26 protein-coding genes, 2 tRNA genes and 3 pseudogenes are annotated in these 25,839 nt (G+C 49.6%); 17 read left to right on the top strand and 14 right to left on the bottom strand.

Going from position 1 to position 25,839, the window contains the following annotated elements:
* The first annotated feature begins 23 nt into the window (after positions 1-23).
* The 4 genes and pseudogenes from nemA to A1SC_RS25735 all read left to right on the top strand — a co-directional run.
* Positions 24-1,121 carry an N-ethylmaleimide reductase gene (gene nemA / locus A1SC_RS17655; RefSeq protein ID WP_000093624.1) on the top strand — a complete coding sequence of 366 codons (1,098 nt, stop codon included), beginning with the start codon at positions 24-26 and terminating at the stop codon, positions 1,119-1,121.
* Positions 1,122-1,201: 80 nt separating this feature from the next.
* Complete coding sequence (gene gloA, locus A1SC_RS17660) at positions 1,202-1,609, top strand: lactoylglutathione lyase (RefSeq protein ID WP_001237802.1); 408 nt, start codon at positions 1,202-1,204, stop codon at positions 1,607-1,609.
* Positions 1,610-1,711: 102 nt separating this feature from the next.
* Positions 1,712-2,359: a ribonuclease T gene (gene rnt / locus A1SC_RS17665; protein WP_001282288.1), complete on the top strand. Its 648-nt coding sequence runs from the start codon at positions 1,712-1,714 to the stop codon at positions 2,357-2,359.
* A 95-nt stretch (positions 2,360-2,454) separates the two neighbouring features.
* Positions 2,455-2,826, top strand: a pseudogene (locus tag A1SC_RS25735) (hypothetical protein); the annotation flags it as partial.
* 48 nt (positions 2,827-2,874) lie between these two features.
* Here the strand turns inward: A1SC_RS25735 and grxD are convergent.
* Positions 2,875-3,222: a monothiol glutaredoxin 4 gene (gene grxD / locus A1SC_RS17670; protein WP_000108172.1), complete on the bottom strand. Its 348-nt coding sequence runs from the start codon at positions 3,220-3,222 to the stop codon at positions 2,875-2,877.
* A 334-nt stretch (positions 3,223-3,556) separates the two neighbouring features.
* Between grxD and mepH the strand changes: the two genes are divergently transcribed.
* Both mepH and sodB read left to right on the top strand, forming a co-directional pair.
* Entirely contained in the window at positions 3,557-4,384 is an 828-nt protein-coding gene (gene mepH, locus A1SC_RS17675; protein ID WP_001516328.1) for a peptidoglycan DD-endopeptidase MepH, read from the top strand.
* Between the two features lie 127 nt (positions 4,385-4,511).
* Positions 4,512-5,093 (top strand): superoxide dismutase [Fe], encoded by a 582-nt coding sequence (sodB, locus tag A1SC_RS17680; RefSeq protein WP_000007276.1) that lies wholly within the window; start codon positions 4,512-4,514, stop codon positions 5,091-5,093.
* Between the two features lie 146 nt (positions 5,094-5,239).
* On the opposite strand, the gene A1SC_RS17685 is transcribed toward sodB, so the two are convergent.
* Both A1SC_RS17685 and cydH read right to left on the bottom strand, forming a co-directional pair.
* Positions 5,240-6,409: an MFS transporter gene (locus A1SC_RS17685; RefSeq protein ID WP_000701022.1), complete on the bottom strand. Its 1,170-nt coding sequence runs from the start codon at positions 6,407-6,409 to the stop codon at positions 5,240-5,242.
* A gap of 165 nt (positions 6,410-6,574) precedes the next feature.
* On the bottom strand, positions 6,575-6,664 hold the full coding sequence (gene cydH, locus A1SC_RS17690) for a cytochrome bd-I accessory subunit CydH (RefSeq protein ID WP_000102278.1): 90 nt from the start codon (positions 6,662-6,664) through the stop codon (positions 6,575-6,577).
* A gap of 298 nt (positions 6,665-6,962) precedes the next feature.
* On the opposite strand from cydH, the gene purR reads away from it, so the two are divergent.
* Entirely contained in the window at positions 6,963-7,988 is a 1,026-nt protein-coding gene (purR, locus tag A1SC_RS17695) for an HTH-type transcriptional repressor PurR (protein WP_000190977.1), read from the top strand.
* Here the strand turns inward: purR and punR are convergent.
* A complete protein-coding gene (punR, locus tag A1SC_RS17700) occupies positions 7,985-8,917 on the bottom strand; it encodes a DNA-binding transcriptional activator PunR (protein WP_000269487.1) in 933 nt (310 codons plus the stop codon). The genes purR and punR overlap by 4 nt on opposite strands.
* Positions 8,918-9,029: 112 nt before the next feature.
* On the opposite strand from punR, the gene punC reads away from it, so the two are divergent.
* Positions 9,030-10,241: a purine nucleoside transporter PunC gene (gene punC, locus A1SC_RS17705; RefSeq protein ID WP_016261990.1), complete on the top strand. Its 1,212-nt coding sequence runs from the start codon at positions 9,030-9,032 to the stop codon at positions 10,239-10,241.
* A 290-nt stretch (positions 10,242-10,531) separates the two neighbouring features.
* Entirely contained in the window at positions 10,532-11,680 is a 1,149-nt protein-coding gene (gene cfa / locus A1SC_RS17710) for a cyclopropane fatty acyl phospholipid synthase (RefSeq protein WP_000098885.1), read from the top strand.
* Between the two features lie 59 nt (positions 11,681-11,739).
* Here the strand turns inward: cfa and A1SC_RS17715 are convergent, their stop codons facing one another.
* Positions 11,740-12,366: a riboflavin synthase gene (locus tag A1SC_RS17715; protein WP_016261989.1), complete on the bottom strand. Its 627-nt coding sequence runs from the start codon at positions 12,364-12,366 to the stop codon at positions 11,740-11,742.
* A gap of 215 nt (positions 12,367-12,581) precedes the next feature.
* Between A1SC_RS17715 and mdtK the strand changes: the two genes are divergently transcribed.
* On the top strand, positions 12,582-13,955 hold the full coding sequence (gene mdtK / locus A1SC_RS17720) for a multidrug efflux MATE transporter MdtK (RefSeq protein ID WP_001174974.1): 1,374 nt from the start codon (positions 12,582-12,584) through the stop codon (positions 13,953-13,955).
* A gap of 40 nt (positions 13,956-13,995) precedes the next feature.
* Here the strand turns inward: mdtK and A1SC_RS17725 are convergent, their stop codons facing one another.
* A complete protein-coding gene (locus A1SC_RS17725; RefSeq protein ID WP_016261988.1) occupies positions 13,996-15,252 on the bottom strand; it encodes an AIDA repeat-containing protein in 1,257 nt (418 codons plus the stop codon).
* A 307-nt stretch (positions 15,253-15,559) separates the two neighbouring features.
* Here A1SC_RS17725 and A1SC_RS17730 point away from each other — a divergent pair.
* From A1SC_RS17730 to A1SC_RS17745, 4 genes are all read left to right on the top strand, one after another.
* Positions 15,560-15,636 (top strand) — tRNA-Val (locus A1SC_RS17730).
* Between the two features lie 4 nt (positions 15,637-15,640).
* Positions 15,641-15,717, top strand: a tRNA-Val gene (locus A1SC_RS17735).
* 109 nt (positions 15,718-15,826) lie between these two features.
* Positions 15,827-16,132, top strand: coding sequence for a monooxygenase (locus A1SC_RS17740; RefSeq protein WP_016261987.1), 306 nt, complete (start codon positions 15,827-15,829; stop codon positions 16,130-16,132).
* A 125-nt stretch (positions 16,133-16,257) separates the two neighbouring features.
* Positions 16,258-17,862 carry an FAD-NAD(P)-binding protein gene (locus A1SC_RS17745; protein ID WP_016261986.1) on the top strand — a complete coding sequence of 535 codons (1,605 nt, stop codon included), beginning with the start codon at positions 16,258-16,260 and terminating at the stop codon, positions 17,860-17,862.
* A gap of 11 nt (positions 17,863-17,873) precedes the next feature.
* Here the strand turns inward: A1SC_RS17745 and A1SC_RS25400 are convergent.
* The 3 genes and pseudogenes from A1SC_RS25400 to fumD all read right to left on the bottom strand — a co-directional run.
* Positions 17,874-18,020, bottom strand: a pseudogene (locus A1SC_RS25400) (hypothetical protein); the annotation flags it as partial.
* Positions 18,021-18,074: 54 nt separating this feature from the next.
* Positions 18,075-18,143: pseudogene (locus A1SC_RS25730) on the bottom strand (hypothetical protein); the annotation flags it as partial.
* A 122-nt stretch (positions 18,144-18,265) separates the two neighbouring features.
* On the bottom strand, positions 18,266-18,475 hold the full coding sequence (fumD, locus tag A1SC_RS17750) for a fumarate hydratase FumD (protein WP_000528337.1): 210 nt from the start codon (positions 18,473-18,475) through the stop codon (positions 18,266-18,268).
* 338 nt (positions 18,476-18,813) lie between these two features.
* Between fumD and A1SC_RS25725 the strand changes: the two genes are divergently transcribed.
* The 3 genes from A1SC_RS25725 to lpp all read left to right on the top strand — a co-directional run bounded on the left by A1SC_RS25725 (position 18,814) and on the right by lpp (position 20,975).
* Positions 18,814-19,008, top strand: a complete 195-nt coding sequence (locus A1SC_RS25725) for a protein YnhH (RefSeq protein WP_242664678.1) — start codon at positions 18,814-18,816, stop codon at positions 19,006-19,008.
* Positions 19,009-19,015: 7 nt separating this feature from the next.
* Positions 19,016-20,428, top strand: coding sequence for a pyruvate kinase PykF (gene pykF, locus A1SC_RS17755; protein WP_000751442.1), 1,413 nt, complete (start codon positions 19,016-19,018; stop codon positions 20,426-20,428).
* 310 nt (positions 20,429-20,738) lie between these two features.
* Positions 20,739-20,975 carry a murein lipoprotein Lpp gene (gene lpp / locus A1SC_RS17760; protein WP_000648420.1) on the top strand — a complete coding sequence of 79 codons (237 nt, stop codon included), beginning with the start codon at positions 20,739-20,741 and terminating at the stop codon, positions 20,973-20,975.
* A 63-nt stretch (positions 20,976-21,038) separates the two neighbouring features.
* Here lpp and ldtE read toward each other — a convergent pair whose 3' ends face one another.
* The 5 genes from ldtE to sufC all read right to left on the bottom strand — a co-directional run bounded on the left by ldtE (position 21,039) and on the right by sufC (position 25,830).
* Entirely contained in the window at positions 21,039-22,043 is a 1,005-nt protein-coding gene (gene ldtE, locus A1SC_RS17765) for a L,D-transpeptidase LdtE (RefSeq protein ID WP_000817073.1), read from the bottom strand.
* A 148-nt stretch (positions 22,044-22,191) separates the two neighbouring features.
* Positions 22,192-22,608 carry a cysteine desulfuration protein SufE gene (gene sufE, locus A1SC_RS17770; RefSeq protein ID WP_001516323.1) on the bottom strand — a complete coding sequence of 139 codons (417 nt, stop codon included), beginning with the start codon at positions 22,606-22,608 and terminating at the stop codon, positions 22,192-22,194.
* Between the two features lie 12 nt (positions 22,609-22,620).
* Positions 22,621-23,841, bottom strand: a complete 1,221-nt coding sequence (gene sufS, locus A1SC_RS17775; RefSeq protein ID WP_000144599.1) for a cysteine desulfurase SufS — start codon at positions 23,839-23,841, stop codon at positions 22,621-22,623.
* Positions 23,838-25,109: a Fe-S cluster assembly protein SufD gene (sufD, locus tag A1SC_RS17780; protein ID WP_016261985.1), complete on the bottom strand. Its 1,272-nt coding sequence runs from the start codon at positions 25,107-25,109 to the stop codon at positions 23,838-23,840. Before sufD ends, sufS begins: the two co-directional genes overlap by 4 nt.
* A complete protein-coding gene (gene sufC / locus A1SC_RS17785) occupies positions 25,084-25,830 on the bottom strand; it encodes a Fe-S cluster assembly ATPase SufC (RefSeq protein WP_000948879.1) in 747 nt (248 codons plus the stop codon). Before sufC ends, sufD begins: the two co-directional genes overlap by 26 nt.
* Between the last annotated feature and the right edge of the window lie 9 nt (positions 25,831-25,839).

Here is a 25,839-nt window from a genome sequence, read left to right as displayed (position 1 = left end):
TCACCAGACGACCGGGAGTCTTTATGTCATCTGAAAAACTGTATTCCCCACTGAAAGTGGGCGCAATCACGGCGGCAAACCGTATCTTTATGGCTCCTCTGACGCGCCTGCGTAGCATTGAACCGGGTGATATCCCTACTCCGTTGATGGCGGAATATTATCGCCAACGCGCCAGTGCAGGTTTGATCATTAGCGAAGCCACCCAGGTTTCCGCCCAGGCAAAAGGGTATGCGGGCGCGCCAGGCATTCATAGTCCGGAGCAAATCGCCGCGTGGAAAAAAATTACCGCCGGTGTTCATGCTGAAAATGGTCATATCGCCGTGCAACTTTGGCACACGGGGCGCATTTCTCACGCCAGCCTGCAACCTGGTGGCCAGGCACCGGTAGCGCCTTCTGCACTTAGTGCGGGTACACGAACTTCTCTGCGCGATGAAAATGGTCAGGCGATCCGCGTCGAAACCACCATGCCGCGTGCGTTGGAGCTGGAAGAAATCCCGGGTATTGTCAACGATTTCCGCCAGGCTATCGCCAACGCCCGTGAAGCCGGTTTTGATCTGGTGGAACTCCACTCCGCTCACGGTTATTTACTGCATCAGTTCCTCTCTCCATCCTCCAACCATCGTACCGATCAGTACGGCGGCAGCGTGGAAAATCGCGCTCGTCTGGTGCTGGAAGTTGTTGATGCCGGGATTAAAGAATGGGGTGCCGATCGCATTGGTATTCGCGTTTCGCCAATTGGTACTTTCCAGAACACCGATAACGGCCCGAATGAAGAAGCCGATGCGCTGTATCTGATTGAACAACTGGGTAAACGCGGCATTGCTTATCTGCATATGTCCGAACCAGACTGGGCAGGCGGCAAACCATATACCGAGGCGTTCCGCGAAAAAGTACGCGCCCGTTTCCACGGCCCGATTATCGGGGCTGGTGCATATACGGTAGAAAAAGCAGAAACGCTGATCGGCAAAGGGTTAATTGATGCGGTGGCGTTTGGTCGTGACTGGATTGCAAACCCGGATCTGGTCGCTCGATTGCAGCGCAAAGCTGAGCTTAACCCACAGCGTGCCGAAAGTTTTTACGGCGGCGGTGCGGAAGGTTATACCGACTACCCTACGCTGTAATCCAACATTGCGAGCGGCGCAAAACCGCCGCTATACTAAAACAACATTTTGAATCTGTTAGCCATTTTGAGGATATAAAGATGCGTCTTCTTCACACCATGCTGCGCGTTGGCGATCTGCAACGCTCCATCGATTTTTATACCAACGTGCTGGGCATGAAACTGCTGCGTACCAGCGAAAATCCGGAATACAAATACTCGCTGGCGTTTGTTGGCTACGGCCCGGAAACAGAAGAAGCGGTAATTGAACTGACCTATAACTGGGGCGTGGATAAATACGAACTTGGCACCGCTTATGGTCACATCGCCCTTAGCGTCGATAACGCCGCAGAAGCTTGCGAAAAAATCCGTCAGAACGGCGGTAACGTTACCCGTGAAGCGGGTCCGGTAAAAGGCGGTACTACGGTTATCGCTTTTGTGGAAGATCCAGACGGTTACAAAATTGAATTGATTGAAGAGAAAGACGCCGGTCGCGGTCTGGGCAACTAATCTCCTGCCGGGCGTGAACTCATCGCGCCCGCATCTTTACTGCATCAGCGGGTAATATTTGTCATAATGCACGCTGCAATTTTTCCGTATTAAGAGAATCAGATGTCCGATAACGCTCAACTTACCGGTCTGTGCGACCGTTTTCGTGGTTTTTATCCTGTTGTGATCGATGTCGAAACTGCCGGATTTAACGCCAAAACCGATGCACTGCTTGAGATCGCCGCCATCACCCTGAAAATGGATGAACAAGGCTGGCTGATGCCGGACACCACATTACATTTTCACGTCGAGCCGTTTGTCGGCGCTAATTTGCAACCAGAAGCCCTCGCCTTCAATGGTATTGACCCGAACGATCCCGATCGCGGTGCAGTCAGCGAATATGAGGCGTTGCATGAGATTTTCAAAGTTGTCCGTAAAGGCATTAAAGCGAGCGGCTGTAACCGCGCCATTATGGTGGCGCACAATGCCAATTTCGACCACAGTTTTATGATGGCTGCCGCAGAACGCGCCTCACTGAAACGTAACCCGTTCCACCCTTTTGTCACTTTCGACACCGCGGCACTGGCCGGGCTGGCTCTCGGACAAACCGTATTATCAAAAGCCTGCCAGACCGCTGGCATGGATTTTGACAGCACCCAGGCGCATTCCGCGCTGTACGACACTGAACGCACCGCCGTGCTGTTTTGTGAAATCGTCAACCGCTGGAAACGACTGGGCGGCTGGCCGCTCCCTGCCGCTGAAGAGGTGTAATCGAGTCGATGCCTGATGACATGTAATGACTCAGGCATCTATAGTGAGGCTATTCCACGAATCATGCATGATATTCACGGGGAATAGCGTTAATTGTTGTTCCGGGAAGTCGCCACCTGGCTCTCGAACGCTGTCACGATGAAATTGGCGACTGCCGTATTATTTTACACTCCCCTTATGGGCGACGAGTGCATGAACCGTGGGCGGGGGCGCTGATAGTCATTGCTGGCGGAAAATTGTTGCTCTACCTGGCACAAGGCGGCAAGAAGATGCTGGTATGGTAAGAAAAAGATGAACTGCTCCCCCTAGAAGTATTCCACGCACTGGCAACCGCACTACGCCGCGAACCACGGCTACGCTTTACATTGACAGAAGTGAATGATCAACCGGTACGGCAAACGCCGATGTTTACGCTGCTGCGTGAGGCGGGATTTTCCAGTTCGCCACAAGGGCTGGATTGGGGATAAAAAACACTGACGGATGCCCGTTAGCCTCCGTCAGTATTGCGGGACGGATTATTCCGCGTCCGGCTCTTCAGACTTGTATTTAGCGGCGGTTTCTTTGATTAGCTGCTGCAGTTCGCCACGCTGATACATTTCGATCACGATATCACAGCCACCTACCAGCTCGCCGTCCACCCACAACTGTGGGAAAGTCGGCCAGTTAGCGTATTTCGGCAGTTCCGCGCGAATGTCCGGATTCTGCAGGATATCAACGTAGGCAAAACGTTCGCCACATGCGGCAAGCGCCTGAACTGCCTGGGCAGAAAAACCGCAGCTTGGCAGTTTCGGTGAACCTTTCATGTACAGCAGGATCGGATTTTCAGCAATCTGGCGTTGGATTTTTTCGATAGTGGTGCTCATTGTCTTGCTTCCTCAAACTTCTTTACGGCAGTAATCTGACATTGTAGCGGGTCAGTGCGGCAACGGAAAATAACATTTTCATCACGCTTTTGCTATTTTATCCCTTTGCTCTATTTGTTGCATTTCAAATATTCGTTTCTTCGCTGTTGCGCTGCAAACTGGCGTATTTATGACCATTTCCAGCTTTCACTGCTGCATTTTTTTGCGCTCACCGACGAAATATATTTTTTAACAATAAAAGCTATTAACTTTCTCTTCTTCTATGCATTAGAATCATCAAGTTTTGTAAATCAGACGCAGGCATGATAGACCTGCCTTAACAGAGGGACGCTCAGTGGCGCGGATAAACCGTATTTCGATCACGCTCTGTGCTTTACTTTTTACCACCCTGCCTTTAACGCCTATGGCCCATGCTTCAAAGCAAGCCAGGGAGAGTTCTGCTACTACTCACATCACCAAAAAAGCAGATAAAAAGAAAAGCACGGCAACCACCAAAAAGACCAATAAAGCCAGCCAGAAAACAGCGAAAAAAGCCGCCAGTAAAAGTACCACTAAAAGTAAAACTGCTTCTTCCGTAAAAAAATCCTCCATTACCGCTTCTAAAAACGCCAAAAACCGCAGCAAACAAGTTGTGAATAAAACAGCGGCAGCCAGCTTTACGGAAAAGTGCACTAAACGTAAGGGTTATAAAACACATTGCGTGAAAGTTAAAAATGCCGCACCAGGAACCCTCGCTGACGCACATAAAGCCAAAGTACAGAAAGCCACTACCGTGGCAATGAATAAACTGATGCAACAAATTGGCAAGCCATATCGCTGGGGCGGCAGCTCACCGCGTACCGGTTTCGATTGTAGCGGGCTGGTTTATTACGCCTATAAAGATCTGGTGAAGATCCGTATTCCACGTACAGCTAACGAAATGTATCACCTGCGTGACGCCGCACCGATCGATCGCAGTGAATTGAAAAATGGCGACCTGGTCTTCTTCCGCACTCAGGGTCGCGGAACCGCCGATCACGTTGGCGTGTATGTTGGCAACGGCAAATTTATTCAGTCTCCGCGCAGTGGACAGGAAATTAAAATCACTTCTTTAAGCGAAGATTACTGGCAGCGCCACTATGTAGGTGCTCGTCGGGTAATGACCCCAAAAACACTTCGCTAAAACTTTACCCTGTTGTTACAGCAACAGGGTAAGTTCATCTTTTGTCTCACCTTTTATTTTGCTACCCTATCCTCACGCACAATAAGGCTATTGTACGTATGCCAATTAATAATAAAGGAGAGTAGCAATGTCATTTGAATTACCTGCACTACCATATGCTAAAGATGCTCTGGCACCGCACATTTCTGCGGAAACTATCGAGTATCACTACGGCAAACATCATCAAACTTATGTCACTAACCTGAACAACCTGATCAAAGGTACTGCGTTTGAAGGTAAATCACTGGAAGAGATTATTCGTAGCTCTGAAGGTGGCGTATTCAACAACGCTGCTCAGGTCTGGAACCATACTTTCTACTGGAACTGCCTGGCACCGAACGCCGGTGGCGAACCGACTGGTGAACTGGCTGACGCTATCGCCGCTTCTTTTGGTAGCTTTGCCGATTTTAAAGCGCAGTTTACTGATGCTGCGATCAAAAACTTTGGTTCTGGCTGGACCTGGCTGGTGAAAAACAGCGATGGCAAACTGGCTATCGTTTCTACTTCTAATGCCGGTACTCCGCTGACCACCGATGCGACCCCGCTGCTGACCGTTGATGTCTGGGAACACGCTTACTACATCGACTATCGCAATGCGCGTCCTGGCTACCTGGAACACTTCTGGGCGCTGGTGAACTGGGAGTTCGTGGCGAAAAATCTCGCTGCATAATAACTGATGGCAAATGCAACATTGCCTGATGCGTTACGCTTATCAGACCTACGCGGATGAGGCGTTAACACCACATCTGGCAAGATAAATCGCACTTTGCCTGCAAACTGTAACGCAGAAGGTTATCCTTCTGCGTTTTTGTTTTATTAGCTGTTGGCAACGCAAACTGCTTCAGGTTGTTTTCTGGCTGACATAAACACCAACAATAATGCCAGTCCCGCGACAATCGCCCCCATCACCGGCACAAAACTGTACCCCAGACCACCGGAAATCACCGCACCACCAGCAGCCGCTCCCAATGCATTTCCAAGGTTAAAGGCACCAATATTCACCGATGATGACAGACCCGGCGCTTCGCTGGCGACTCGCATCACTCGCATCTGCAAGGGCGGTACGACCGCAAAGGTTGCCGCGCCCCACACTACCATGCTGATTGCCGCACCGAACTCATTACGGGCCAGGAACGGGATTGCCAGCATAATCACCATCAGCAACAACAAAAATCCCTTCAGCGTGCCGTTGACCGAACGATCTGCCAGTTTACCGCCGAGATAGTTACCGATAGAGAATCCGACACCAATCAGCACCAGCATGGCTGTAACAAACACCGGCGTCGCGTGGGTGATACTTTGCAGCACCGGAGAAATATAAGTGTAGAGCGTAAACATTGCGCCAGCCCCCAACACCGTCGTCAGTAAAGCCGATAACACCTGCGGACGCAGCAGCACCGCCAGCTCTTTTTTCACTTCTGGTCGCGCCCCTGCGCCACCTTTCGGTAAAGAGAAGTACAGGCTAATCATCGAAATCACGCCCAACCCCGCCGTTGCCAGGAACGACATTCGCCAGCCAATAGTTTCACCCAGCCAGGTCGCCGCCGGAACACCGCCGATATTCGCCAAAGTTAAGCCCATAAACATGGTCGCAACTGCGCTGGCCTGTTTATGTTTTGGCACAACGCTTGCGGCCACAACTGACCCCAGGCCAAAAAATGCACCGTGATTCAGACTGGTCAAAATACGTGAAAGCAGCAGTGTCATGTAATCCGGGGCAATGGCAGAAAGTACATTACCAAGGGTAAAAATCGCCATCAGGAAAATCAGCGCGCTGCGGCGGGCACGATGAGAAAGTAATAATGTCATCAGCGGCGCGCCAACCATCACACCAACCGCGTAGGCACTGATTAACATTCCGGCAGCAGGGATCGAGACATCCACACCGCGCGCAATGACGGGCAACAGGCCCATTGGCGAGAACTCCGTTGTCCCGATACCAAACGCGCCAATCGCCAGCGCCAGCAACGGATAGTTAATTTTCATGCCTAATCTCCACCTCTTCGCGTCATCACGCGATGTTCATCAAAGTGGCGAAAGCATGACATCAATCACAAAAGAATGAAAATAACAAAAAGAGAAAACACTTTTGCCATTTTGCTAACAAAGAGGAGAGAGATGCGAGGGAGAACGCGCTCCCTCGAGGGGAAATCAGTGCAGCGCGGCAGTCAAACCCACTGCCACGATCAAACCAAGAACGATAATGGTTGTTACCAATGAAAATTTAAGGTCGGTGCTCATCAAGTTTTCTCCTTTTTTATTACCACACAAAAAATGATATTACTCATTTTTACACAGTGTGATGAAAAAATCTCCCGGCATTTATAATGATAAGTGTTTTTACTACTTCCCCTTTTCATCAAGATCGGCCAAAATTCCACGCTTACACTATTTGCGTACTGGCCATTGACCCCTTCCTGACGCTCCGTGTCATTTTTCCGGCGTACCGCAACACTTTCGTTGTGCGTAAGGTGTGTAAAGGCAAACGTTTACCTTGCGATTTTGCAGGAGCTGAAGTTAGGGTCTGGAGTGAAATGGAATGGCAACAATAAAAGATGTAGCGAAACGAGCAAACGTTTCCACTACAACTGTGTCACACGTTATAAACAAAACGCGTTTTGTCGCGGAAGAGACTCGTAACGCTGTGTGGGCAGCGATTAAAGAATTACACTACTCTCCTAGCGCGGTGGCGCGTAGCCTGAAGGTTAACCACACCAAGTCTATCGGTTTGCTGGCGACCAGCAGCGAAGCGGCCTATTTTGCCGAGATCATTGAAGCGGTAGAAAAAAATTGCTTCCAGAAAGGCTACACACTGATTCTGGGCAATGCGTGGAACAATCTTGAGAAACAGCGGGCCTATCTGTCGATGATGGCGCAAAAACGCGTCGATGGCCTGCTGGTCATGTGTTCTGAGTATCCGGAACCATTGCTGGCGATGCTGGAAGAGTATCGCCATATCCCGATGGTGGTGATGGACTGGGGCGAAGCAAAAGCGGACTTTACCGATGCAGTTATCGATAACGCTTTTGAAGGCGGCTACATGGCCGGGCGCTATCTGATTGAACGCGGTCATCGCGAAATTGGCGTTATTCCTGGTCCGCTGGAGCGCAACACCGGCGCTGGCCGTCTGGCGGGTTTTATGAAAGCGATGGAAGAAGCCATGATCAAGGTGCCGGAAAACTGGATTGTGCAGGGTGACTTTGAGCCTGAATCGGGTTATCGCGCCATGCAGCAAATCCTGTCGCAACCGCACCGCCCTACTGCTGTCTTCTGTGGCGGCGATATCATGGCTATGGGCGCACTTTGCGCCGCTGATGAAATGGGTCTGCGCGTACCGCAAGATATTTCGCTGATCGGTTATGATAACGTGCGCAACGCCCGTTATTTTACTCCGGCGCTGACGACTATCCATCAGCCAAAAGATTCGCTGGGCGAAACGGCGTTCAACATGCTGTTGGATCGTATCGTCAACAAACGCGAAGAACCGCAGTCAATTGAAGTTCATCCGCGGCTTATTGAACGCCGCTCCGTGGCTGACGGCCCGTTCCGCGACTATCGTCGTTAATCATCCGTTGCGGGAGTCTCTTCCGGCTCCCGCAGCCATTCCTTATTCAGCGTCTCGCTATCACCGAGATACTCCAGCAGCCAGGTTAACGCAGGCGACATATCATTCTGCTGCCAGGTCAGACAACATGCCGAATCAGGGAATGGATTTTCCAGTTCTAATGCTACCCACTTCCCCTCGTTCAGCCACGGTTTAGCGAAATGGGTCGGCACCATGCCAATGCATAACCCGGCCGAGATACAGGTTGCCGATGATTCCCAGTCCGGGACAACCAGGCGCTTTTGGTTATCGAGCAGCCAGGTAATACGTTTGGGCAGCGTCCGTGACGTGTCTTCGCGCACCAGTGACGGCCAGTTGCGCAACGTATCATCGCTGAACGGCCCATTCATCGACGCAAGCGGATGGTGGCGGGCAACAACACAACTCCAGCTCAACATTCCCATATCACGGAAGGCGTAACGCCCACCTACCGGAATCGCCCGTGTCGCACCAATCGCCAGTTCCACACGTCCGTCGGAAAGCGCATCCCAGACACCGTTAAACACCTCCTGAAAAACCAGAAGTTCGACGTCATCAAAATGGCGATAGAAATCAACAATCATCTGCCGCGTGCGTTCTGGCCTGACAATATTATCTACCGCGATGGCTAACTGACCGCGCCAACCGTTCGCTATCTGCTGACATTGCTGGCGAGTGATCTGCATTTTTTTGACAACAGAGCGCCCTTCTTTGAGAAACCACGCCCCGGCAGCGGTCAGTTCCACGTCACGATGACGCCTTTCAAAAAGCGGCACTGCCAGCCACTCTTCCAACTGACGAACGGTATAGCTGACCGCAGAAGGAACGCGATGCAACTCCTGGGCCGCGGCGCTAAAACTACCATTACGCGCCACCGCATCAACCACTTCGAGAGAATACTCAGACCACATAGTTTGCCTGCAAAATTTTTGAAACCAGTCATCAAATATTACCGTTTCACAACACGAATTTCACTCCCTACACTTTGCGACGGTGTTTAATTGAGAAATTTAGAGAATATACATGCAACCTGGGAAAAGATTTTTAGTCTGGCTGGCGGGTTTGAGCGTACTCGGTTTTCTGGCAACCGATATGTATCTGCCTGCTTTCGCCGCCATTCAGGCCGATCTGCAAACGCCTGCGTCTGCTGTCAGTGCCAGCCTTAGTCTGTTCCTTGCCGGTTTTGCCGCAGCCCAGCTCTTGTGGGGGCCGCTCTCCGACCGATATGGTCGTAAACCGGTGTTATTGATCGGCCTGACAATTTTTGCTCTGGGTAGTCTGGGGATGTTATGGGTGGAAAACGCCGTCACTCTGCTGGTATTGCGGTTCGTGCAAGCTGTGGGGGTCTGCGCCGCGGCAGTTATCTGGCAGGCGTTGGTGACGGACTACTACCCTTCACAAAAAGTGAATCGTATTTTCGCCACTATCATGCCGTTAGTGGGACTGTCTCCGGCGCTTGCTCCTCTTTTAGGTAGCTGGCTGCTGGTCCATTTTTCCTGGCAGGCGATTTTCGCCACCCTGTTTGCCATTACCGTAGTACTGATTCTGCCCATTTTCTGGCTTAAACCCACGACTAAAGCACGTAATGATAGCCAGGATGGTCTGACCTTTACCGATCTGCTGCGTTCAAAAATCTATCGCGGAAACGTACTGATTTATGCTGCCTGTTCAGCCAGTTTCTTTGCCTGGCTGACCGGTTCTCCGTTCATCCTTAGCGAAATGGGTTACAGCCCGGCCGTCATTGGTTTAAGTTATGTCCCGCAAACTATTGCGTTTCTGATTGGTGGTTATGGCTGTCGCGCCGCGTTGCAGAAATGGCAAGGTAAGCAGTTGTTGCCGTGGCTACTGATGCTGTTTGCTGTCAGCGTCGTGGCAACCTGGGCGGCAGGATTCATTAGCCATGTTTCACTGGTCGAAATTCTGGTCCCATTCTGTGTGATGGCGATTGCCAACGGCGCAATCTACCCGATTGTTGTCGCACAGGCGTTGCGGCCCTTCCCACATGCAACCGGACGCGCCGCAGCCTTGCAGAACACTCTGCAACTGGGACTGTGCTTCCTCGCAAGCCTGGTGGTTTCCTGGCTTATCAGCGTTAGCACACCTCTGTTCACCACCACTAGCGTGATGTTATCAACTGTGGTGCTGGCCGCTCTGGGTTACATGATGCAACGTTGTAAAGAACGAGACTGCCAGAATCAAAGCAATGCCGAAGTCGCTCATAGTGAATCGCATTGATATATATCGATATCTTTATACTTAGGCCGCTAACAAAATTTTGTTGTATGATTGAAATTAGCGGCCTATACTAATTTTCAGTTGTTAAGATTACGATAAATATTATGTTTCTACGGGGACAGGAGTGTTCCCGGTTTACTATGGATGGTCATTTCGGCAAGGGTTCCTCCTTTCCCTCTGTTCTACGTCGGATTATAGACTCGCGGTTTTTTCTGCGAGATTTCTCACAAAGCCCAAAAAGCGTCTACGCTGTTTTAAGGTTCTGATCACCGACCAGTGATGGAGAAACTATGAGTTCATCGTGTATAGAAGAAGTCAGTGTACCGGATGACAACTGGTATCGTATCGCCAACGAATTACTTAGCCGTGCTGGCATTGCTATTAATGGCCCTGCTCCGGCAGATATTCGTGTTAAAAACCCCGATTTTTTTAAACGCGTCCTGCAAGAAGGATCGTTAGGGTTAGGCGAAAGTTATATGGATGGTTGGTGGGAATGTGACCGACTGGATATGTTTTTTAGCAAGGTCTTGCGCGCAGGTCTCGAAAACCAACTCCCCCATCATTTCAAAGACACACTGCGCATTGCTGGTGCACGCCTTTTCAATCTACAAAGTAAAAAACGTGCCTGGATAGTTGGCAAAGAGCATTACGATCTCGGTAATGACTTGTTTAGCCGCATGCTTGATCCCTTCATGCAATACTCCTGCGCTTACTGGAAAGATGCCGATAATCTGGAATCAGCCCAGCAAGCGAAGCTCAAAATGATCTGTGAAAAATTGCAGTTAAAACCGGGTATGCGCGTACTGGATATTGGCTGTGGTTGGGGCGGTCTGGCACATTACATGGCGTCTAATTATGACGTAAGTGTGGTGGGTGTCACGATTTCTGCCGAACAGCAAAAAATGGCTCAGGAGCGCTGCGCAGGTCTGGATGTCACCATCTTGCTGCAAGATTACCGGGACCTGAACGACCAGTTTGACCGTATTGTTTCGGTTGGAATGTTCGAACATGTCGGGCCGAAAAATTACGATACCTATTTCGAAGTGGTGGATCGTAATCTGAAACCGGAAGGTATTTTCCTGTTGCATACTATCGGCTCGAAAAAAACCGACCTGAATGTTGACCCGTGGATAAATAAATATATTTTTCCGAACGGTTGTCTGCCCTCTGTTCGGCAAATTGCTCGCTCCAGCGAACCGCATTTCGTGATGGAAGACTGGCATAACTTTGGTGCCGATTACGACACCACGTTAATGGCCTGGTATGAGCGATTCCTCGCCGCATGGCCAGAAATTGCTGATAACTACAGTGAGCGCTTTAAACGGATGTTTACCTATTATCTGAATGCTTGCGCTGGTGCTTTCCGCGCCCGCGATATTCAGCTCTGGCAAGTGGTGTTCTCACGTGGGATCGAAAGCGGTCTTCGGGTTGCACGCTAAATGTCATTCCATCGCCCCCGTTTTGGGGGCGATGTCATTTCAAATCAGGCTTCAGTATCTTATTGACTCAAGGCCTGCTCACGCATTGCCAGCACACGTTCTACCGTATCTACCACTGCCTGAGTTTGTGGATCGATTTCGATATTGACACGCGCGCCGAGTTTTTTCTTACCGAGGGTGGTACGTTCCAGCGTTTCCGGAATTAAATGCACACAGAAACGGGTCGACGTTACTTCGCCTACGGTCAGGCTAATACCGTCGATTCCGATAAATCCTTTATACAGGATATATTTCATCAACTGACTATCCTGCACTTTAAACCAGATCTGGCGATTATTTTCAGAGGTTAATATTTTCGCGACTTCGGCGGTGGTCATAATATGACCCGACATTAAATGCCCACCTATTTCATCACTGAATTTCGCCGCACGTTCTACATTTACCCAATCCCCAACCTGTAAATCGCCAAGATTGGTAATGCGTAACGTCTCTTTCATCAGGTCAAAACTGATATGGTTACCGTTGATTTCCGTCACGGTCAGGCAACAACCGTTGTGTGCTACAGACGCACCGGTCTCCAGACCATCAAGCATGTAGTCAGGTAACTCAACCACATGAGTACGAAAATTTGGTTTCTCGTCAATCGACACCAGTTTTGCAGTGCCCTGCACTATCCCCGTAAACATACTTACAACTCCTGAAATCAGTTAAGGCATTCTGTTCAGCACAATAGCAGGTGGGAAACACCCTTGCCAGTAAAGGGGGCTGAATGGTTATTTTTTCACTGGAGAATTAATAAATCCTCGCTACAATAGACTGAATTTCCCCTGCTTCTTCTTTTTGCTGCCCATTCAGGCGGCTTTTTAGTCTCTCATATAACAACAATATAAAAGGTGTTCACGTGCAGAAGTATATCAGTGAAGCGCGTCTGTTATTAGCATTAGCAATCCCGGTGATTCTCGCGCAAATCGCCCAAACCGCAATGGGTTTTGTCGATACCGTGATGGCGGGCGGCTATAGTGCCACCGACATGGCAGCGGTGGCTATCGGTACGTCAATCTGGCTTCCGGCCATCCTCTTTGGCCACGGACTGCTACTGGCATTAACGCCGGTTATCGCGCAATTAAATGGTTCTGGTCGCCGTGAGCGCATTGCGCACCAGGTGCGACAAGGTTTCTGGCTTGCCGGTTTCGTTTCAGTGCTCATTATGGTGGTACTGTGGAATGCGGGTTATATCATCCGCTCCATGCAAAATATCGATCCGGCGCTCGCTGATAAAGCGGTAGGTTATCTGCGAGCACTGTTGTGGGGCGCACCGGGCTATCTATTCTTCCAGGTCGCACGTAACCAGTGTGAAGGTCTGGCAAAAACCAAACCTGGGATGGTGATGGGTTTTATTGGCCTGTTGGTGAACATTCCAGTGAACTATATCTTTATTTATGGTCATTTTGGGATGCCAGAACTCGGTGGCGTCGGCTGTGGTGTGGCGACTGCGGCTGTGTATTGGGTGATGTTCCTCGCTATGGTTTCTTATATTAAACGTGCCCGCTCCATGCGCGATATCCGCAACGAAAAAGGCACCGCTAAACCGGATCCAGCCGCCATGAAACGCCTGGTGCAACTTGGTCTTCCTATCGCGCTGGCGCTGTTCTTTGAAGTGACGCTGTTTGCTGTGGTGGCGCTGTTGGTATCCCCACTCGGTATTGTCGATGTGGCAGGCCACCAGATTGCACTGAACTTCAGTTCGTTGATGTTCGTTCTTCCAATGTCACTGGCTGCAGCGGTAACCATCCGCGTAGGTTATCGTCTGGGCCAGGGTTCGACGCTGGATGCACAAACAGCCGCACGGACAGGGCTTATGGTTGGCGTTTGTATGGCGACTCTGACCGCAATTTTCACGATTTCACTGCGGGAGCAAATCGCCCTGTTGTATAACGATAACCCAGAGGTTGTGACGCTGGCGGCTCACTTAATGTTACTGGCAGCGGTGTATCAGATTTCTGACTCCATACAGGTGATCGGCAGTGGGATTTTGCGTGGTTATAAAGATACGCGTTCCATTTTCTATATCACCTTTACGGCTTACTGGGTGCTGGGTTTGCCGAGCGGCTACATTCTGGCTCTGACCGATCTGGTGGTTGAACCAATGGGGCCAGCAGGCTTCTGGATCGGTTTTATTATCGGCCTGACTTCTGCTGCCATTATGATGATGCTGCGTATGCGTTTTCTGCAACGTTTACCGTCAGCCATTATTCTGCAACGAGCCGCTCGTTAATAAAGACAAGGCGCAACCTTCGCGGGTTGCGCCTTTGTTTTCATGCAGGCCGGAGCGTTGCGCCAATCCCGTCTTCGTCTGGCTGAAGTTTAAGCGCGCTACAGACAGGTTGCCGACTGGCATCCGTTATCTCAACGTGAATATCACCGCTAACTTCCCCTTTCACACTGATAGAGTCAGGCGAAATCTCTTTCGCACTGGTTTGCAGGCAGATCGTTCCTTCTCCGCGCAGGCTTTTCGCTTTCAGTTGTACATGCGTTGCTGCCGCCGTGATCAGCCACACTTTTCCACCGTCAAACTTTAACTCTCCAATACGAAAAGTGATACCGTCACCTTTCACCGTGCTACCATCGAGGATTAACACGCCCCCCTGCTGTACCGTAACCGTTGACTGCTGTAAATCGGCACCATAACCAATAATCAAAGAGCTACTTTCTTGTACGGCGACGTTACCCATCAGTTCAACTGGCGCACAATCCTCTTCCACTACAAATTTATCGTCCGCGCTGGTGGGAGACATGACAATCATCGTGCCACCTTTCACCACCACATTTTCCACCGTCCCCGCATGAATTTCAGCCCGTCCTCCCGTATTCACCGCCAAATCTTTGGCCTTACCGGAACTGTAGAGCTGTAGACCGTCCGTCCCCAGGCGATAAACGGCGCTATTCTCAACCAGGGTGTGGATGTCTTCTCCACCAAGATTATTCATGGCACCGCCCACAAGTGTCGTATCGCTGGCTTTCCCCGCCAGCATAAAGACACCGCCCTGGTTAATCATACTGTTGGAAGCTTCTCCACCTGGGTAAACCAACAATTCACCGCCTTCATCCACTATTACAGATGAAGTTGTTCCGTTAACCAACAAACCACCAGCCTGATCGAGAATGATTTTTTCTGCCCGATGACCTTCCAGTACGCGCAAGTTACCGCCGTTCTCCAGCAACAAACCGCAGGCATAGCCCTGATCAACGCTAAATTCACCTTCAGGATGGCGGCCATTAACAGTAGCGAACGTTGAAAGGCTAATTGCTCCACCGTCGGACTGAACAATATCTGTGGCAATGGCCCCGTCACTGACTGATAACGTGCCATTGTTGCCGTACTGTGCCCCCCTGGCGATCCCGCCTGCTTCCACTTTCAGCCAGCCCGCACCAGTCACTATGGTGTTTTCTGCCCTTCCGCCAGCCTCAATAATCAACTCACCATCCGTAAGTTGAGTCGCACCGACGACCTCGCCTGTCTTAACAATTTGCACGTTCCCGTCGCTCATCAAATTTTTTTCATCAGATCCCATGATTTATTCCTTTGCTGCATCTGTGTGCCCTTATCACCACCTAAGTGTAAAGGCTACGAAGGATTTATCCACGCCAGAATTGATATGGAGGCAAACGGCACGGTTTACATCCTGATGCGCGAGGCCATTGACTGTGTCAGATGTAAATATGACTCTGAACAAAAACCGCCCTTTAAAATCAACAAAATATAGACAATTTGCTTAAAAGCTCTGCAAACGGTCGAAATGGTGCAGAAAATTACGTTTTACCTCTTGCCACCTTTCCACTCTGCCGCTAATATTCGTCCCCGTTGTCACCTACAACGTTGCGTTCATAGCTCAGTTGGTTAGAGCACCACCTTGACATGGTGGGGGTCGTTGGTTCGAGTCCAATTGAACGCACCATCCTGCGTCCGTAGCTCAGTTGGTTAGAGCACCACCTTGACATGGTGGGGGTCGGTGGTTCGAGTCCACTCGGACGCACCAGATTTTCTTAGTCTGGTCTCCTCATTTTTATTCCCTTATTTATTCTCTGTATCCAATACGTTAAAAGATTTACACTATTTTCGTATGTGTTATCAGAAGGAGAATAACGATGGCGACTTTGTTACAGCTTCACTTTTCATTTAATGGTCCCTTTGGCAATGATATGGCCGAACAGCTTAAACCGCTTGCCGAGTCGATTAATCAGGAACCCGGTTTTCTGTGGAAGGTGTGGACGGAAAGTGAAAAGAACCACGAAGCCGGTGGCATCTATCTCTTTGCTGATGAAAAAAGCGCTCTTGCCTATCTGGACAAACATACAGCTCGCCTGAAAAATCTCGGTGTCGATGAAGTTATTGCCAAAGTTTTCGATGTCAATGAGCCACTGAGTCACATCAATCAGGCAAAACTCGCCTGACAGATCTTAATGAAGGGCGGTTAGCGCCCTTTTCATCCCTGTCTGAAATTTCTCATTTTATATAGATTTCAACCAAACTTATCTGATAACGCTAAATTAGAAAGAATGCACACAGGTAAGTAACAATGAAAAAAATCGCCATTGTGGGTGCCGGACCAACAGGGATTTATACTTTCTTCTCACTTTTACAACAACAAACGCCGCTTTCTATTTCCATCTTCGAGCAGGCCGACGAAGCCGGTGTCGGTATGCCGTACAGCGATGAAGAAAATTCTAAAATTATGCTGGCAAATATTGCCAGTATTGAAATACCACCGATTTATTGTACTTATCTGGAATGGTTACAAAGGCAAGAGGCCAGTCACCTGCAACGTTACGGCGTTAAAAAAGATACCTTGCACGATCGCCAGTTTTTACCGCGTATTCTGCTGGGTGAGTATTTTCGCAATTGCTTTTTACAATTAGTTGAACAAGCCCGACAGTTGAATTTTGAGATAAACGTGTATGAATCATGTCAGGTGACCGATCTGCAGGTCACAGACTCCGGTGTCATTCTTGCCACAAATCAGGAGCTACTCACAGAGACGTTTGATTTAGCGCTGATAGCTACCGGTCACGTCTGGCCTGATGAAGAAGAAGTCACCCGAACGTATTTCCCCAGCCCGTGGTCAGGATTACTGGAAGCGAAAATTGATGCCTGTAACGTCGGAATTATAGGCACATCCTTGAGCGGACTGGATGCAGCAATGGCGGTTGCCATTCAGCACGGTTCGTTTATTGAAGAAGATAATCAACACGTTCGCTTTCAACGCGATAGTAACAGTGAAAATCTGCATATTACGTTGATGTCCCGTACAGGTATTTTGCCGGAAGCCGATTTCTATTGCCCTATCCCCTACAAACCATTACGCATCGTCACAGAACAGGCTTTAAATAGAGAAATAGAAAAAGGTGCAGACGGTCTGTTGGATCGGGTATTCAAATTGATACAACAAGAAATTAGTTCTGCCGATCCTGACTGGAGTCAACGTATAGCGTTAGAGAGCCTCAATGTAGATACCTTTGCTCAAGCCTGGTTTGCCGAGCGTAAACAACATGATCCTTTCGGCTGGGCGGAAGAGAACTTAGCCGAAGTCGAGCAAAATAAACGGGAAAAACATACTGTCCCCTGGCGTTATGCCATTCTGCGTTTGCATGAAGCCGTACAGGAAATTGTGCCGCATCTGAATGAACACGACCATAAACGATTCAGTAAAGGACTTGCCAGAGTCTTTATCGATAATTATGCGGCAATCCCTTCAGAATCTATTCGTCGCCTGCTGGCCTTGCGCGAGGCGGGGATCATTCATATTCTCGCCCTTGGTGAGGACTACGAGATGGAAACCAACGAAACGCACACCGTTCTGAAAACAGCAGACAACAGCTACTCGTTTGATGTTTTTATTGATGCCCGGGGTCAACGTCCACTCAAAGTACAAGATATTCCTTTCCCTGGGCTGCGCGAACAGTTGCAGAAAACAGGCGAGGAAATCCCTGATGTTGGTGAAGATTATTCGTTACAGCAGCCTGAAGAATTACGGGGGCGCGTGGCATTCGGCGCGTTACCCTGGCTGATGCACGACCAGCCTTTCGTTCAGGGGCTTACGGCTTGTGCAGAAATTGGCAAGGCTATGGCACAGGCCATCGCAAAGCCTGCTTCCCGTTCACGCCGGCGTCTTACGTTTGATTAAAGGTAAAGTTATCAGCACTCAACAAACTGATGTTGCTCATTGAGACGATAGCGAACTCCGGCACAAATATTATTTTCGCCTTCAACGGCGACGGCAAAGCGCACTCTTTCGCCGTCATGATATGCCAGCACGGCGCTGCAACCTGGACCGAGAATATTAGCCATGATTTTTCCTTTGCAAGACTCACACAGTAATATCTTTCCACTCGGTTATTTTTTACTTTTGGTATTTACGGTGGCCATCATCCACGGACATGCCGTAGTACAGGCACTACAGCCAATACGCTATAAATTAAAATACATATCGAAATTATGATAATTCCCTTTTATACCTTTCTTAAAACAAATCCTCATAGAGCAATAAAATAATAGAGGATGAAGTATTGCACTCCATCCCCGAACAATTATTTCACCAGTGCGTTAATAACTGTTTCCATCGCTTGCTTTTCTAATTCGCTACGCTGAATACGTTTATTTGCTAATGCTGTACGCAACACACCAGCGATGACTATGTGCTTTGGCTCCTGACCCAAATCGCGCATCTCCAGAACCACCTTCCCTACCACTCTGCACATTTCGCGGTACAGCTCGTCATCTTTTGTCCGGTTGCCCATTATTCATACCCATTTATCATGCCAGTCATCAGCATATATCAATCTCATCAATTAAACAAAAAACAAACAAAATCAAACAAATAACCCGATAAATTATTTTAATTGTATCAGTTGAATGGTATGACTTTACGCCAACAGACCTTCTCTCTCCAGCTATCGTTTTCACGTTGCGCAAACAGTGATGTTTTTGCGTAATCTCTTTCTGAGGACGTTAAATCTTTGATAACAATTTATTGTGAATATGGATGATTGTTTTTTGAAACGCTGTTTTTGTTTTCCTTTTGGATTAAATTCAGCGTATAATGCGCGCCAATTGACTCTTGAATGGTTTCAGCACTTTGGACTGTAGAACTCAACGACTCAAAAACAGGCACTCACGTTGGGCTGAGACACAAGCACACATTCCTCTGCACGCTTTTTCGATGTCACCTATCCTTAGAGCGAGGCATCATCACTTTCGTAATACCGGATTCGCTTTCCGGCAGTGCGCCCAGAAAGCAAGTTTCTCCTATCCTTCTCAACTTAAAGACTAAGACTGTCATGAAAAAGACCAAAATTGTTTGCACCATCGGACCAAAAACCGAATCTGAAGAGATGTTAGCTAAAATGCTGGACGCAGGCATGAACGTCATGCGTCTGAACTTCTCTCATGGTGACTATGCAGAACACGGTCAGCGCATTCAGAATCTGCGCAACGTGATGAGCAAAACCGGCAAAACTGCCGCTATCCTGCTCGATACCAAAGGTCCGGAAATCCGCACCATGAAACTGGAAGGCGGTAATGACGTTTCTCTGAAAGCAGGCCAGACCTTTACTTTCACCACTGACAAATCTGTTATCGGCAACAGCGAAATGGTTGCGGTAACTTATGAAGGTTTCACTACCGACCTGTCCGTCGGCAACACCGTGCTGGTTGACGATGGTCTGATCGGTATGGAAGTTACCGCTATCGAAGGTAACAAAGTTATCTGTAAAGTACTGAACAACGGTGACCTCGGCGAAAACAAAGGTGTGAACCTGCCGGGCGTTTCTATTGCCCTGCCGGCACTGGCTGAAAAAGACAAACAGGATCTGATCTTCGGTTGCGAACAAGGTGTAGACTTTGTTGCAGCTTCCTTTATCCGTAAGCGTTCTGACGTTATCGAAATCCGTGAACATCTGAAAGCGCACGGTGGCGAAAACATCCAAATCATCTCCAAAATCGAAAACCAGGAAGGCCTCAACAACTTCGACGAAATTCTCGAAGCCTCTGACGGCATCATGGTTGCACGTGGTGACCTGGGCGTAGAAATCCCGGTTGAAGAAGTTATCTTCGCCCAGAAGATGATGATCGAAAAATGTATCCGTGCACGTAAAGTCGTTATTACTGCGACCCAGATGCTGGATTCTATGATCAAAAACCCGCGTCCTACCCGTGCAGAAGCCGGTGACGTCGCGAACGCCATCCTTGACGGTACTGACGCAGTCATGCTGTCTGGTGAATCCGCAAAAGGTAAATACCCGCTGGAAGCTGTTTCTATCATGGCAACCATTTGCGAACGTACTGACCGCGTGATGAACAGCCGTCTCGAGTTCAACAACGATAACCGTAAACTACGCATTACCGAAGCAGTTTGCCGTGGCGCGGTTGAAACGGCTGAAAAACTGGATGCTCCGCTGATCGTCGTCGCAACCCAGGGCGGTAAATCTGCTCGTGCAGTGCGTAAATACTTCCCGGATGCAACTATCCTGGCCCTGACCACTAATGAAAAAACTGCACATCAATTAGTGTTGAGCAAAGGCGTTGTACCGCAACTGGTTAAAGAAATCACCTCTACTGATGATTTCTATCGTCTGGGTAAAGAACTGGCTCTGCAGAGCGGTCTGGCGCACAAAGGCGACGTTGTAGTAATGGTTTCTGGCGCACTTGTCCCGAGCGGCACTACCAACACTGCATCTGTTCACGTCCTGTAATATTGCTTTTGTGAATTAATTTGTATATCGAAGCGCCCTGATGGGCGCTTTTTTTATTTAATCGATAATCAGAAACAATAAAAAATCAAATCGGATTTCACTATATAATCTCACTTTATCTAAGATGAATCCGATGGAAGCATCCTGTTTTCTCTCAATTTTTTTATCTAAAACCCAGCGTTCGATGCTTCTTTGAGCGAACGATCAAAAATAAGTGCCTTCCCATCAAAAAAATATTCTCAACATAAAAAAGTTTGTGTAATACTTGTAACGCTACATGGAGATTAACTCAATCTAGAGGGTATTAATAATGAAAGCTACTAAACTGGTACTGGGCGCGGTAATCCTGGGTTCTACTCTGCTGGCAGGTTGCTCCAGCAACGCTAAAATCGATCAGCTGTCTTCTGACGTTCAGACTCTGAACGCTAAAGTTGACCAGCTGAGCAACGACGTGAACGCAATGCGTTCCGACGTTCAGGCTGCTAAAGATGACGCAGCTCGTGCTAACCAGCGTCTGGACAACATGGCTACTAAATACCGCAAGTAATAGTACCTGTGAAGTGAAAAATGGCGCACATTGTGCGCCATTTTTTTTGCCTGCTAATGACTGCTATTGCGTCGCGCGTAACATATTTCCCTGCTCAGGCTCGCCATTCTGCGCTGACTCAACTGCGGACGCATTGCTGGCTGCGGGCGTCGCTCCGTTGCTCACCGCAACCGGATACCCTGCCCGACGATATAATGCTTTATCAACTAGCGTCTGATCTACCGCCTTATTATCTTTGAATTGTGTAAAACCAACGGGCAGTTTATACGGCATCGTCTGAACGTTCTGCTGTTCCTCTGCCGATAGCGGTCGATGCACTTCCACATAACGCATTCCGTTCGGTTCTACGGAGTATTTCACCGGCTCATTGATCACTTTAACCGGCGTTCCCGTTCTCACGCTGGAGAACAACGCTTTAATATCCGGCGCATTCATACGAATACAGCCCGAACTGACGCGCAAACCAACGCTGTCCGGCGCGCTGGTGCCATGAATGAGATACTCGCCATTACCATGCGCCAGGCGCAGTGCGTAGCGTCCTAGTGGGTTATTTGGCCCGGCGGGTACAACTGGCGGTAATTTGATGCCTCGCTCCAGTGAGCGTTGACGAATACCTGCAGTTGGCGTCCAGGTAGGATTCGGGATTTTTTGCCCTACCCGTGTTTCCATCACCGGCGTTTCCAGTCCCTGCAAACCAATTCCTATCGGGTAGACCTGTACGATATTTTCTCCCGGCGGATAATAATAAAGTCGCAGCTCAGCAAGGTTAACAATAATTCCCTGACGCGGCGCATCAGGTAATAACAATTGCGAAGGGATGGTTATCATCGTGCCAGGTTTTGGTACTGGTGCAATGGTGTTATTGGCTTCAAGGATCAACATTGCCGCAGTATCAAAACGTCGTGCGATAGCCTGAAGGTTTTTATCCCCCTCTTGAACCGTATAGGTTTGATTCTGCCCAACCAGTCGGCTTCCGGTTGGTGGAAGCGGATAATCTACCGCCCAGGCCGCGTGGATGGCGCTAAAAGCACCGATAAGAGTCAGTGTAAGCAGAGACGCGCGTTTCATTGTAAACCTCCTGTATTTGCCGGAGACTCACGCTGAGACGTCGGATGGTGCTTTTGCTTACCTGAAGCCAAAACACTCCTGTGCTGGCCAGAGTAAACATCGACCATCCGGCAATGTGAGTCATCCGGATGAAAGCTGTTCTTTTAGTTTAGCTAAGTGCAGCGGCTTTGGCGCGAATTGCACGAATCATCGCTTCCAGACCTTGTGAGCGAGACGGGGTGAGATGTTGGGTGAGCGCCATTTTTTCAAACCACGGACGCACGTCAAAATTAATAATATCCTGCGGCGTCATCTGGTCGTAGAGAATAAAGACGACCGCGATAAGCCCTTTCACAATGGCGGCATCGCTGTCGCCCTGTAATTCAATAATTCCCTGCGCATTCTGACGCATCACAATCCACACCTGACTCTGGCAGCCCTGAATGCTATTTTGCGGGCTTCTGTCTTCGTCACGTAATTCAGGCAGACGCTGGCCCAGCTCAATAATGTAGAGGTATTTTTCTTCCCAGTTGGTGCAACGTAAAAAATTACGCAGCAATTTTTCTTTATCTGGCAACACAGCCATAGAGCCTCCCTGTTATCCCAGCAGACGGTGAATACGTTGTAATCCTGTTACCAGACGATCCACTTCTTCATGGGTGTTATACATAGCCAACGATGCCCGACACATAGCGGGTACGTTGTAATACGCCATTAATGGCATCGCGCAGTGATGACCGGTACGCACAGCAATGCCATAGTTATCAAGAAAACTGCCGACGTCATAGGCATGATGTTTACCGAGATTAAAGGCAATAACGCCAAGTCTGTTCTGTGGGCCATAGAGAGTAAGATCCGGCACTGCTGCCAGTTGTGACAGCGCGTAATGCATCAGATTCTGTTCATACTCAGCAATGTGCTTAAGCCCCAGCGCCGAAACATATTCCAGCGCCGCGCCAAGTCCAATAATGCCGCCGGTATTGGGCGTACCTGCTTCAAACCGCCACGGCGCTTTGGCCCAGGTGGTGCCTTCGCTAAGACTAACGGTGGCGATCATTGATCCGCCCCCTTCCCACGGCGGCATCTCCTGCAACAAGGCTTCTTTAACATAAAGAATGCCAATCCCGGTGGGACCATACAGTTTATGCCCGGAGAAAACGTAGAAATCGCAATCCAGCGCCTGCATATCCACCGGATGATGCATCACTGCCTGAGCGCCATCCACCAGCACTTTTGCGCCATGCTGATGCGCAAGAGCAATCATTTCCGGTAGCGGATTTTCCGTCCCCAGCACATTAGACACGTGAGTAATCGCCAGCAGGCGGGTTTTCTCATCGAACAGATTAGGCAGCGTCTCCAGTTGCAGCGTGCCATCAGGGTTGAGGGGGATCACCCGCAACTCTGCACCAACGCGCGCACAAAGCATTTGCCAGGGAACGATGTTAGCGTGGTGCTCCATCTGACTGATAATGATGTTATCGCCCGCCCGCACGTTGCTGTTGCCCCAGCTATTGGCCACCAGATTGATGCCTTCCGTTGTACCGCGAACGAACACCAGTTCTTCCGCCGAGCGGGCATTGATAAACAGCGACGCCCGCTTGCGCACGTTCTCCATTTTCTCGGTCGCCTGGGCGCTCAACGTATGAATACCGCGATGCACCGCCGCATAGCCGTGACGATAGAACCCGGCTTCAGCGTCAATCACCTGGCTCGGTTTCTGCGCGCTGGCGGCGCTGTCGAGATAAGCCAGCGGCAGACCGTTCACCTCACGCGAAAGCACCGGAAAGTCGGCCCGCACTTTGTCGACGGAAAAAGTCATCTTGCACCTCCCGGCAGCCGTTGACCGATACGGGCCAGCACCTGCTGTTTAAGCCCCTCATCACGCAATGCTTCTGTCAGTTCAGCAGCAAAGGCGTAGATAATCATCTGCAGGGCATCCTGCTGATTGATCCCGCGCGAACGCAGATAGAACATCTGTTCGTCATTGATGCGCCCGACCGTTGCGCCGTGGCTACATTTCACATCATCAGCATAGATTTCCAGTTGCGGTTTGGTATCCACTTCCGCCAGCTTGCCCATCAACAGATTATTGTTGGTCATCTGGCCGTCAGTTTTAATGGCGTGCTGCGCGACGTTAATCAAACCATTAAATACCGCGCGCCCTTTGTCGCTGACGATGGTTTTGTGCAACTGACGGCTGTTACAAAACCCTTTATTATGTTCAAGCCAGGTGCGGGTATCACATACCTCGTTTTTCACCGGCATCGCCAGGCTATTAATACGTAACGTGCTGTTTTCGCCATTGAGTTGCGTACTGGTGTTATGGCGTAAAACAGCGCCACCAAGCAGGAAGCTGTGGCTAAATACGGAGGCATCGCCCGCCAGCAGCAAATCGTTATGTGCAAAGTGGTGGCTTACAGGATTTTCAAACGCGAGCTTGATATGCTGCAAGTGGGCGTTCGCGGCAACGTTGATAGTGAACCGCGCTCCGGTAAAATGACGAGCGTCATTCAGGCTGACAAAATGTTCAATCACCGTGGCTTCGGCACCTTCCGCCAGATCCAGATGATGCCGATAGTGGGCGGTGTTCACTTCTTCACCTGCCACGCCCTGGGTAATATGCATTAACAGCAATGGCTTCGCGGGCCGTTGACCGCGCTTCACGGCAATATGTGTCACGCTTTGTGCCAGGCTTTCCGTCAGATGCAGAAACACTTCCGGCTGTATGGCATCAGGCAGTCCCTGACGTTCGTCGTTAATACTCACCTCATAGCCGCTGCCTTCGGTCGTATCGCTAAGTGATGGCACGTAGCGTCCATCGACAAACACCAGCCGCACGGCGTCTAAAGTGAGTGCTAAAGCATCTCGCTGTTGCGGGGATATCTCACCCGCAATGCTGACAAACTGGCTATTGGTCAGCCCTTCCAGTGGCGTATATTTCCAGTGCTCATGTTTACGTGTCGGCAGTCCGGTACGCAGCAGTTGTTGTAAATGCTGCTGTGCTTGCGGGGAGCGTTTCGCCCCTCCGACCTCAAACAAGTGATGCCACTGTTGCAGCATGTTACTGCTGTTCGCTAAGCCAGCCATAACCCTGCTCCTCCAGTTGTTTGACCAACGTGAAATCACCGGATTTCACAATTCGCCCCTGATACAAAACATGGACATAATCAGGTTTGATGTAATCAAGAATGCGCTGGTAATGCGTAACAATGATGAACGAGCGTTTGCCATCACGCAGCGAGTTCACACCATCAGCAACCACTTTTAATGCGTCAATATCCAGCCCGGAGTCCGACTCATCAAGAATACACAGTTCCGGCTCCAGCACGGCCATTTGCAAAATATCGTTGCGCTTTTTCTCGCCCCCGGAAAACCCAACGTTAACCGAACGGGTTAATAAATCTTCCGGCATTTTCAGCAGGGCGATTTTCTCTTCCATCAAATCCTGAAAATCGAAGCGGTCGAGTGTTTCCTGGCCGCGATAGCTGCGCACCGCATTGAGTGCCGTTTGCAGGAAAAACTGGTTACTGACGCCAGGGATTTCCACCGGATACTGGAAGGCCATAAAGATACCTTCACCTGCACGATCTTCCGGCGACAACTCAAGCAAATCTTTGCCTTTAAACTCAACCGTCCCCCCCGTCACTTCATAATCTTCGCGTCCGGCAAGCGTTGCCGATAAGGTACTTTTCCCCGAACCGTTTGGCCCCATAATGGCGTGAACTTCACCTGGACGAACGTCGAGGCTTAATCCGCGCAGGATAGCTTTATCTTCCACGCTGACGTGTAAATCTTTAATACTTAACATATTTATTCC

The sequence above is a fragment of the Escherichia sp. KTE52 genome, assembly GCF_000408325.1.
In the GTDB taxonomy this organism is placed as follows: Bacteria; Pseudomonadota; Gammaproteobacteria; order Enterobacterales; family Enterobacteriaceae; genus Escherichia; species Escherichia marmotae.
Note: the sequence above shows the minus strand (reverse complement) of the source record. Positions and strands in the feature narration are given on the sequence as shown.